Genomic DNA, 9,745 nt, shown 5'->3' with positions numbered 1-9,745 from the left:
AGCCACATCGACATAGAGCTGCGGATGGGCGAACATCATCGCGATCATCGCGTCTCCGAAAGGCCAGCCGGCGTGGGCAACATAGACCCGCAGCTTGGGATGACGGATGAGCACGGGTTCTAGGCGGAGCGGATCACCGGCCGAGACGAGATAATGCGGCGTGGCGAAGTAAGCTGTCCCAGGGGGCCCGGGCCCCATGTGGATGCCGATCGGGATGTCGTTGGCCTCCGCGAAAGCGAAAAAGGGCTCCATGCGTGGATCGTCGGGGGCGATGCCGGCATATTGCGTGGTAATCTCGCTCAGCGCCTGCATTTTGCCTTCGGCGTGGAGCCGGCGCAGATCTTCAATCGGAGGGAGGGTGCCGCTGCTGCCGAAGCCGATGCCAGGAAGTATGTGGCCATCCCCATGACGGCGATAGTCATCCACCACCTCCGCTGGGCCGCCGGCAAGGGCCAGCACATTGTACCGTTTCAGCTGGGCGATGCCACGATCGCGCAGAGTATCCGCGTCGGTCGGCGATGACAGCACGGTCGGGCAATCGGGGCGGCCGGTAAACCAGTCGAGATACCCGTCCATCGGTTGCCCGGGATCGCGCGGGCCCCATTCAGGATAGGGAGCGCAGGCCTTGCCCCCGGGAGGTCCCTGATCGTCAGGACGATCGGCGTGGAAATGCATATCGATCACGTCGAACTTCGGCTGAGCGGGAGCTGGTGTTCCGTTAAAGGCGATAGCAACGGTACAGCCAAGCGTCGCTACGTAGTAAAGCGCTCGCTGGCTCATTGCACATCCCGCCCCATTGCGCATGATCTTGCCCGTTAAAACAGTATCGGCTGGTGCCGCTGAACACGCCTGATTCCCAGCTCGATCACCTTGATACGGTTGCGTCGTTAGTCAAGCGGCGTTCAAGATCGACGCGCGGCGGTGATCGATTTCACGGAAGTTTGACTTGGAGGATGTTTTGCTCCGGCGAGGATGATAGGCGGTTGCGGGATGCGATGGGGCAGCCGACCAGGGCATGGTGCGCAACCTCGGCGGTTCTGCGGAAGGGTACTTCTTCCTCAAAAAATCCATCTTTAGAAACGCCCAAGCGGAGCGCGGGAGCTTCTATATTTCAATGATTCTAAGATTCAGGGGCAATTTCGCCCGTGGAACCAATGGGTTAGACCCCGTTCATGTGAGCAGCTGGGGGCTTTATCGTGAGGACTCGGGGGCCTTTATGCGAGCGGCCGGGGGCCTTTGCCTGAGTGGCCGGGGGATTATGTGAGGGATCGGGGGAATCGTCCCAGTGGCTTGCAAAACAACACGGGAATGGCTTGAAAGGCCAGCCTTTTTGGTACGACGCCGGCCCTAAACCTCGACCGACCTTCTTTATGTGAGCGATCGGGGGCGATCCCCCTGCCCTTCCCGTCCGTTTATATGAGCTTTCGGGGGCCTCACTATACCGGTCAAATTCCCTATTTCGAACCGAGTCGCTTTATATGAGCGATCGGGGGGCTTTCAAAAAACCCAGTAAAAGCAAGTAGATGCTGTGGCGTTTATGTGAGCGCGCGGGGGATGTCGCAATGCGGCCGGTAAAAGCGCTGGACTGGGGAATGTCGGGTCAGGAACTTTATATGAGCGATGGGGGATATCGCGAGACTCGCGGTGAATCGGCGAGTCGGACAATTTCTTTATATGAGTGGTCGGGGGCCGCCGGTTTGCGCCTCTGTCAGCCTTTATGTGAGGGCTGGGGGCACGTCTATGTGAGTGAACGGGGGGATGTTCTCTTTATGACAAGGTGATGATATGCAACTCACATGAAGCCCGATTCGGACATCGTTGAGATCGAGGTTTCCCCGGACGCGGATGGCCTGAGCCGGACGCTGCGGGTCGCTGATGTGATTCGCCGCCGCGATCTCGATTTTGTAAGCAAACCGGGCGAACTCGTCGAATCCGAGTTTGAAACCGGCTCCTTGAGCGCCGCCGGGCGCAAGGCCTTCGCCCTCATGCTGCGCAAGGCTGGGCCGGACGCTGGCGAGGACAGAAACTTCACGATTACCAAGAAGGAACTGCGCGGGTCGCACAAGGGCAATGAGCGCATCCAGCCCGTGATGGACGAGCTTTTGCGCGTGATCGTGCGCATCCGCACGACGACCAAGAAGGGCAAGCCCGCGATCATGTCGCAGTCCCTGCTCTCAAGCTGCGTCGAGGAAATCTCCGAGGACGGCATGAGCGTCGTGGAGTACGAGTTTTCGGAAGCCTTCAAGCGCGTGATGCAGCGCTCGGACTATTATGCGCGGGTCAACCTGGGCGTCATGCTGGCGCTGCAGTCGCGCTATTCGCTGACGCTCTATGACCTGGGCTGCCTGATCATCAACCGGCAGAACCGTGTCGTGAAGATGGAGGTCGAGGAACTGCGCCGGCGTCTGGGCGTGCCGGAGGGTAGCTTCAAGAATTTCGCGGAATTCCGCCGCGATGTCCTGGCAAAATCGAAGCTGGAGATCGACCAGCTCGCGGATTTCACCGTGGAATGGGACGAGATCCGCGGGTCAGGGCGTGGACGGCCGGTCGAGGCTGTGAAGCTCACATTCAGTCCCAAGGATCCCGTCGATCAGGAGGAAACCGCCAAGGAGCTCGATCGGCCGAAAGTGGGTCGGCGTGCCAGGCGGGACGGAACGGTCGAAACGGTCGCACCGCCGCCCGTCCCCCTGCCCTCGGCGCGGCCTTTCCCTTCGGGATCGCTCAGTTTCTGCCCTGACCAACGCATTATCACGATCTTTCGCGATTTTGGCGGAGGCTGGGACAAGGACATGATTGCCGATGCCTACAGGCAGAAAATGGGCGCAAAGCTGGAGACCCTGACGGGCGCCGCTCTCTACAAATCGTGGGAAGGCTTCTGCAAAAGCTGGGTCGCGATGCGCGGGACGCCCTGAAGTCCCCTCCCCCCGTTCCTCACATAAAGAGCCGGGCCCTACTCCCCGCTACCCCCCTGCCCTTCCGCGAGATCGATCAACGCCATGATGCCGTCGGGCAGGCTGAGGTTGCGATCGTCGCACCAGCGAACGAGCCGGTCGCGCTCAGGCGGCGACAGGCGCATGCTGATATGGAGCGAGCGCGCGGGACCACGCTGCGGCTTGCGCTTCGGGATGATGCCCACCTCGCTCGCGACTTGCGGGAAATAGCCGGACGGAAGCGTCGCTGGCGCCGGTTCGCGGACGGGCGCCGGTGCGGCGGCCGGAGCGGGCTTCGGCGTCGCAGCGATCAGGTTCTTGAGACGGTCGGCCGGGTCTTCGCTATGCTCGATGCGCTGCCGGGTGGAGCCGATGATGTCCCCCATCGCGCCGGCAGCAGACTTGGGCTCAGGCATTGACGGCCTCCTTGTTCTGAATTTCGCTGAGTATGTCGGCCAGGATGCCTTGCGCGATGCGCCGCGCCTTCTCGGTCTTGGCCAGGCCGGCGGCCTCCACCTCGGCCAGCGTCATGCGATAGTTGGACATGGCGCGGAACGCGTCGAGCGTATGCATCTGCTCGTTGAACGTCGGCAGAGCATTGCTGATCTGGCTGTCGATCTCCCATTCGGCCTTAGAGCGGGCGACCTGCCCTGTCTGCGTGATCAGGACCCTGTAGGGCACGCCGCCACACATCTTGCCCAGCATGTCGCTGGTTTCCACGGTGCGCTCGAGATCGAGGCGCGATGAGCGCGTCGGAATGACGACGAAATCGGAGTCCATCGCCGCGTAGGCTGTCTTGAAGTTGGAAGTGCCCTCGGAATCGACAATGACGAGCTGCGCGGCATCGCGCGCGCGCGCGATAGCGGGTCCAATGTCCGCGTCCCGGAGCTGCGAGGCGTCTTCCACCGTGATGCGCCCCTCCCCTCCCCTGTCGGCATTCATCCGATCCCGATACCAGTTGAGCAAGCTGTTCTGACGGTCGGCGTCGAGCATGAAGACCGAACCGCCGAGCGCCTCGAATTCGGAAGCAAGCGCGAGCGCGAGCGTGGTCTTACCGGCGCCGCCTTTGCTTTGCGCGATCGTGATGACGGGCATGCGAACTCCTGTAATGCGATAGCGCTGCACACTGCGCGGCACAAACATGGCCCGCCCCGCACCGCGCCGCACACAATGACAGCGCCATTGATAGCGTCACCGCCCGCGCCACGCAAGGCGCGTATACGCGCGACAGCGCGTGCAAGTGCGCGGCAATATGCGTAAGCGCTGGGCTTAGTGCCAGCGCGATGAACCGCGAGTGCGCGGGCGCATTACAGCGCGAACACGCCAGCGAGCGCGCACGCGAGTCCGCTGGCGACATGTGCCGCGCTGGGGTAAGCGTCATCGCTGCATAAAGTACAGCGGAATGTGGTGCGGACGTGCGTTACAGCGCGCGACACATCGTGCGGCACAAGCTTAAGTGCTGAAATTATAAGGACTTCTATTGTGTGCAGGGCGACGAGGAGCCGAGGTGATCCGCGCTGAAATGCCTTATCGGGAGTTGAGAAGCTGATCGATGGCTGCCATTTCCGCGTCGAATTGATCGAAGACAGCCGCCAGATTTCGAGACGGCGAGGGGAGGGACCTCTCCACGCGGGGGCGCCCAAGAGGCGCTCTGGCAAAGCCAAACTCGACAGCGAGGTCGACGCTCATGAAAATGCGCCATGTCCGCCTTGTCGTGATTTCGGTTAGAAGTCCGGTACCGGTGGCGCGCTCGAGCAACTTGCTTGCGCCGGTCACGGTCAAATCAAGAAGTCGCGCCACAGCCTGCGGCGACAGGACCGGTTGGTGAAGCGTAAGCGCGAGGAGGGAGGGCAGGGCGCCGGGACGATAAGACTCCGCGATTGCCGTTCGGGCCTTGCGATGGAGGCGCTCCAGATGGTTAAGGCGTTCAAGGCCACGCTCGGCGCGCGCGGCAAGAGCGCGTAGGAGCGCGAGCCAGTCGGCTTCGTTCAGTGTCTTTTTCAAGCGGAAGGCTTTGGCGCCGCCGACGAGGCAGGGGAGGGGGCTGGCCGTCAGACCCTGGTCCCGTAAGGCGAACGGCAGACCGAGCCAGGGGTCGGGCCCGCCTCGTACTCGTGCATAGCGCCGGATCTGTTCGAGCGCGCGGACGAGGGGAGGGTGGTCCGCGGCCTCGACCGGCAATTCGACAGCCTTGGGGAGCGCATCGCGCCAGACAAAGGGGTCTGATGACCCCAGTATGTCCTGCCAAGGCGCGAACGCCTCATATTCGCCGCGGTTCGTGGCGCGCAGCGGGCGGCCGGGGATCGTGACCCGGCAGCCCCAGGAAAATAGGTCGATTTCATCGACCTCGTGACCTTCCAGCTGAAGAGCACGCGCATAGCCGGCCCAAGCTGCGCGGGTCTGCCACGCCGAGTGCACAAAACTTCCGGAAATTCGGTCGTTTAGCGTGGCTATCACTGCGGTCGCGTGTGCAACTTCAGTGACGACCCTCGGCGTATAGCTTGGTCCAAAGCCAGCGATATCCATGGAGCCAAAGTAACAAATACTGAGCTTAAAAGCAATCTGGGTTCACTTTGCTCACACATTTATGGCGGCCCCTTGCCGACGCGAGGGGCGACCCCTCGTTAGAGGCGCCGGTAGGCCCCGCTGTCGCTTGCTGAGACGCAGATTTCATCCGCGCAAATCGGCCGGCGGGGCTGTCCAAGCGCCCGCAAGTCGCCCGCATGCCCATGGGACGCGGGAAAGGGCCGGGGCTCAAATCCCGGGGGACGGGGCTGGCCAAAACCGGTGCTGTCGTTTATCGAACGGGAGCAACCCCTCGATTGCCCCCGTTTGATGGAATGTGACAGTGGCTTTGATCGGCTATGCCCGCGTATCGACAGAAGATCAGGACACGGCCGGCCAACGCCTTGCGCTGGAGCAGCAGGGTTGCGCCCTCATCTTCGAGGACAAGGCCAGCGGGGGAAGCCGGGACCGCCCGAACCTCACCAGGGCATTGGCAAGGGTAGGGGAGGGCGACACCCTCATCGTCGTGCGGATCGATCGATTGGCACGCTCGCTCGTCCATTTGCTGGAGATCGTCGAGCAGCTGCGGGCCAAGGGCGCTTACTTTCGCTCGATCAACGACCCGATCGACACCTCGAGCGCGCAAGGCATGCTGATGACCCAGATGCTGGGTGCCTTTGCCGAATTCGAACGCGCCCTTATCCGAGAACGCACGCGAGCAGGGCTTGCCGCGGCGATGGCGAGGGGCGCTAAGCCCGGCAATCCCAAGATGCGCGCGCGCGATCCGGCGGCAATTGCTGATATCGGCTACGCGCACAAAGAGCGTTATCTGCACGCCTTGATTGACGATCGCCACCGCTGGCTGCCGACCGTAGAGCGCCTGCGACCACATCTTCCCTGGTCGATAGTCTTGCGCCAGATCCGCGCGATAAAGCCCCCCGTCCGCTCATTTAGTGAGCGCACGCTGGTGAAGGCCTGCAAGGCCCTGGTCAAAGCCGGTTATGCCAACGATGTAATCCTCCAGTCCGCGCCGCGCCTGCCACCGGATACCCGCGTCGCGCGCTTGGTGGCGGACAGGTTGAAGACCTATCCGGAATCGTCTCTGCGCGACCTTGCGGGCTGGCTCAGCAAGGACTTGCGCGAACCTACGCCACGCGGCGGCATACACTGGTCGGCCGAGGGCGTGCGGCGTGTGCTGGAACGGGCGAGGGGGCTTGGGCTTCTCGTAGATCGCGAGGCGTCTTTGGACCCATGTCTGATCGCCTAACGAGCCCTCGATAATGTGCCGCGTCGTGTGGGGCGCGGCACAATGCGCGGCACGCAAATATGAGGTGGCCCACCGCGTTGTGCGGCGACCAGATTCTTCAGTCGCCAGTGAAATTCGAGCCCGTCAGGCCGAAAGGAAGCTCGGGCCTGGCTCGTTGCCTGACAGCTTTTGGCGGACCCTATCAAGCAGCCGAGCGGCCTTCAGGCCGCTGCAGGCTTGTGCCGACGAGCAGCTGGGCCAGCAGTCCAACCCGCCCACACTGTGAGCCCACCGACAATCGTCGCGACAACCAGCACCGGCAGCGACGGCAGTTTTCCAAGCCCGACAAATACCGTCTGCCAAACGCTGCTCTCCCCCAGCGTCTCGACCAGGACTGCCTGGGCGACCATCGCCAATCCGACGATGAAGAACGGCCGCCCGTAACGTGGTGCCGCCGCGTAGAGGCACGCCGCGGCAACAAGCCCCCCAAGCTCTGCAGCACGCATGGTCCACGCGAATTGAGCGGGGTCGAACGCCGTGAAAGGCGGGATCAGATGCCCGAGCAGCCGTTCGATAATGGGCTCGACGAGGGGCAGGGCTGTCGCGAGCATATAGCGGGCGTGCAGCTGCACTTTGCGCCTTTCTTTCAGCGCGAAATAGAAGAGGACCATCAGAAGGATGGGCGTCCAGGCGTCCAATATACCCAGGCGTCCGCCGTTGATTTGGTAGAAAGGGTCTGACGGCGTGTTGCGCGCCATGCTCAGAAGGACAGCAACGCTTCCCGCGAGAAAAAGCGGAAACAGAAACAAACTCACGATCCCGAAAATCCGGTGCGCGCCGCGTCGCTGATGATGAATGGTCCAGCTCTGGAGCGCCAGCAGCAACATCCAGGCGGTGGCCGTTACTCCATGAAAATGAAGTTCTGTCCGCGCGGTCCGCAAAACAGCGAAGTAGGTCGGCCAGAATGCCACGACTGTAGCGAGCACCATTGCCAGGACGAGATAATGGGCGCGGCGAAGCGGCATCCGATGATCCTGACAGACAGTGATTTCGCGGTGCCCCTTCCGTAGGGACCGCGTGGGTCCTTAGCAATTGCGCAATCCGCCGAGCGGCATTTCGTTGGCTGGAACCGGCAACGACTTTCTCGACGACCGAGCGCCCGGATTGGCTGCGAGCGCTGCCGATCACAGGTCAGGCATTAACGACGAAGTTCTGTAAGAAAGTGTGTCCCCCAATCGAAACCGTGACGGGCGCATTGATAAACTCGATCTGAGGCCTAGCTTTGGGATGCGTACCGGGCCCCTCTGGCGAGAATATCTCGCGATGTCGGACGTATCGAACTCAGGGGCCGTCTCAATCATACTCCCTGAGCTCGATCCATTGTTTGGAAAGAGGAGTATGTTGTGATCTTGTCTTTGCTTGCCTTGGCAACCGCTTCCGCTGCCCCCTTCGCTGATCAGGTTCATCGGACCAGCGTGGATCATTAAGGAAGATCCCTGGATGTGACCTATCGGGCCGATGCCAAGGTATCTACCCGCCAGATCGGCATGTCCGCGGGAACACGACCTACCACGGAACGCTGCCTCTGGGCCGCCCGGGTGGCCGTCGTTCGCGATGTGGCAGGTACCAAGGGCGCATCTTTGAGCCATCGCCTGGATGCCGATCAAATGATCCGGGGCAGCCATTTTGGCAAATGCTCGGAGAATAGGGCGCAGGTTGCGTCATCAATAGTACGTCGCAGTAATGAGGTGAAAGCTCATCTTGCGGAAGTTGCGCGAGGAGATGGCGTTCGGCTGGCGAACGACATCAGCTCAGCCAAGCATTTCGCAGCCAATTAGACGCGGACTATAATCGGTAGCAGGGGGCCCGGCGCGTGGGTCGCGTCGGGCCCATCTGATGAATATACGAGTTGTACGTCGACCGCTGAGCAGCACGACAGCAAAGGCGACATCGCAGTTTGCATTGCGAAGCGAGCGGGTCGGCCTCAGCCCTTCAGATGCTGCTCGACAGCGTCCGCGCTGGTTCCGACAGCCTTTACCGCCGCTTCCAGCCGCTCCCTGCTGACACCGAATTTGCCCGTCCAGTAATCGACCTCATAATCCTCTCCGAGCGCGATACGCGCCCGGTCCTGGGGCCCGCGAGCGGTCTTGTCGTCTGCCATTGCTCATCTCCTTCGTCGGTGGCCTAGGTCCGCAACGCCGGGGGGACGATGCGGTTGCCGCTATCGGCGAGACGTGGGGGGTCGGTCGGCGAGCCGAGTCAGGGGCGCGCTGGAACGAGTCCGCCGCTCGCGCACTTTGGTCTCCATGAAGAACAACGGCCATCCATCATGGCGCGCATGACCGCAGCGCCAAGGAAAGCGGCTTCCACCAGCCGCGCGCCGCCCTTCCGCGCAGTGCAACTCGCAACGCTGGTCGACACGGTTCCTACCGGCAACCGCTGGCTGCACGAGATGAAGTATGACGGCTACCGCGTGCTGCTGAGCGTCGGCGGGGGCGAGGCCGTTGCCTATACCCGCTCGGGTCTCGACTGGTCGGAGAAGTTTAGCGGACTGGTTGCCGACGCCCTGAAGCTGAAGGTTTCCTCCGCGCTCATCGACGGCGAGGCGGTCGTGCTCGATGCCGACGGCCGCTCGAGTTTCCAGGCCCTGCAAAACGCGCTCAAAGGGGCGCCGGCTTCGATCGATTATTTCGCGTTCGACCTGCTGGAGCTCGACGGCGAGGATCTAACCCAGTTGCCACTCACGGAGCGCAAGGCGAAGCTCGCGAAGATCCTGCCCAAGGGCAAGTCGCGGTTGCGCTATTCGGATCACATTGCCGGCAATGGCGAGAAGTTGCTCAACCAGTTCTGCGCGGCGGGCCTCGAAGGGGTGATCTCGAAGCGGGCCGACGGCCGCTATGTCGGCTCGCGATCGGGCGGCTGGCTGAAGACCAAATGCATCAAGCGGCAGGAGTTCGTCGTGGTCGGCTGGACCCCTTCGGACAAGTCGCGGTTATTCCGATCGCTGATCCTGGGTGTCCATGAGGACGGCGTCCTGCGCTATGCCGGCAAGGTCGGCACCGGC

General features: G+C 62.2%; 9 protein-coding genes. 3 read left to right on the top strand and 6 right to left on the bottom strand.

Annotation, left to right across the window (positions count from 1 at the left end; translation table 11 throughout):
• The coding region (locus LH128_RS08560) for an amidohydrolase family protein (RefSeq protein WP_172705000.1) at nucleotides 1–780 on the bottom strand (780 nt) is incomplete at its 3' end.
• A 1,016-nt stretch (nucleotides 781–1,796) separates the two neighbouring features.
• On the opposite strand from LH128_RS08560, the gene LH128_RS08550 reads away from it, so the two are divergent.
• The gene (locus LH128_RS08550; RefSeq protein WP_008829216.1) at nucleotides 1,797–2,912 is read left to right on the top strand and encodes a replication initiation protein; all 1,116 of its coding nucleotides are present in this window, start codon (nucleotides 1,797–1,799) and stop codon (nucleotides 2,910–2,912) included.
• Between the two features lie 38 nt (nucleotides 2,913–2,950).
• Here LH128_RS08550 and LH128_RS08545 read toward each other — a convergent pair whose 3' ends face one another.
• From LH128_RS08545 to LH128_RS08535, 3 genes are all read right to left on the bottom strand, one after another.
• The gene (locus tag LH128_RS08545; RefSeq protein WP_008829215.1) at nucleotides 2,951–3,346 is read right to left on the bottom strand and encodes a hypothetical protein; all 396 of its coding nucleotides are present in this window, start codon (nucleotides 3,344–3,346) and stop codon (nucleotides 2,951–2,953) included.
• Nucleotides 3,339–4,025 (bottom strand): ParA family protein, encoded by a 687-nt coding sequence (locus LH128_RS08540; RefSeq protein ID WP_008829214.1) that lies wholly within the window; start codon nucleotides 4,023–4,025, stop codon nucleotides 3,339–3,341. Before LH128_RS08540 ends, LH128_RS08545 begins: the two co-directional genes overlap by 8 nt.
• 432 nt (nucleotides 4,026–4,457) lie before the next feature.
• On the bottom strand, nucleotides 4,458–5,456 hold the full coding sequence (locus LH128_RS08535; RefSeq protein ID WP_051211450.1) for a hypothetical protein: 999 nt from the start codon (nucleotides 5,454–5,456) through the stop codon (nucleotides 4,458–4,460).
• A gap of 322 nt (nucleotides 5,457–5,778) precedes the next feature.
• On the opposite strand from LH128_RS08535, the gene LH128_RS08530 reads away from it, so the two are divergent.
• Nucleotides 5,779–6,702, top strand: coding sequence for a recombinase family protein (locus tag LH128_RS08530; RefSeq protein ID WP_008829212.1), 924 nt, complete (start codon nucleotides 5,779–5,781; stop codon nucleotides 6,700–6,702).
• Between the two features lie 200 nt (nucleotides 6,703–6,902).
• Here the strand turns inward: LH128_RS08530 and LH128_RS08525 are convergent, their stop codons facing one another.
• Both LH128_RS08525 and LH128_RS32060 read right to left on the bottom strand, forming a co-directional pair.
• Nucleotides 6,903–7,706, bottom strand: a complete 804-nt coding sequence (locus tag LH128_RS08525) for a hypothetical protein (RefSeq protein WP_008829211.1) — start codon at nucleotides 7,704–7,706, stop codon at nucleotides 6,903–6,905.
• A gap of 959 nt (nucleotides 7,707–8,665) precedes the next feature.
• Nucleotides 8,666–8,842, bottom strand: a complete 177-nt coding sequence (locus tag LH128_RS32060; RefSeq protein WP_008829210.1) for a DUF3606 domain-containing protein — start codon at nucleotides 8,840–8,842, stop codon at nucleotides 8,666–8,668.
• Nucleotides 8,843–9,010: 168 nt separating this feature from the next.
• On the opposite strand from LH128_RS32060, the gene ligD reads away from it, so the two are divergent.
• Nucleotides 9,011–9,745, top strand: a 735-nt coding sequence (gene ligD / locus LH128_RS08520; RefSeq protein WP_008829209.1) for a non-homologous end-joining DNA ligase, incomplete at its 3' end; no start/stop codon positions are given.

The organism is Sphingomonas sp. LH128 (assembly GCF_000293195.2).
In the GTDB taxonomy this organism is placed as follows: domain Bacteria; phylum Pseudomonadota; class Alphaproteobacteria; order Sphingomonadales; family Sphingomonadaceae; genus Novosphingobium; species Novosphingobium resinovorum_A.
This window is presented reverse-complemented; position numbering and strand designations above follow the sequence as displayed.

What these genes read in the sequence shown, in the direction of transcription:
- LH128_RS08550 (WP_008829216.1), top strand. Translation starts at nt 1,797, where the DNA reads ATGAAGCCCGATTCGGACATCGTTGAGATCGAGGTTTCCCCGGACGCG.
- LH128_RS08545 (WP_008829215.1), bottom strand. Translation starts at nt 3,346, where the DNA reads ATGCCTGAGCCCAAGTCTGCTGCCGGCGCGATGGGGGACATCATCGGC.
- LH128_RS08540 (WP_008829214.1), bottom strand. Translation starts at nt 4,025, where the DNA reads ATGCCCGTCATCACGATCGCGCAAAGCAAAGGCGGCGCCGGTAAGACC.
- LH128_RS08535 (WP_051211450.1), bottom strand. Translation starts at nt 5,456, where the DNA reads ATGGATATCGCTGGCTTTGGACCAAGCTATACGCCGAGGGTCGTCACT.
- LH128_RS08525 (WP_008829211.1), bottom strand. Translation starts at nt 7,706, where the DNA reads ATGCCGCTTCGCCGCGCCCATTATCTCGTCCTGGCAATGGTGCTCGCT.
- LH128_RS32060 (WP_008829210.1), bottom strand. Translation starts at nt 8,842, where the DNA reads ATGGCAGACGACAAGACCGCTCGCGGGCCCCAGGACCGGGCGCGTATC.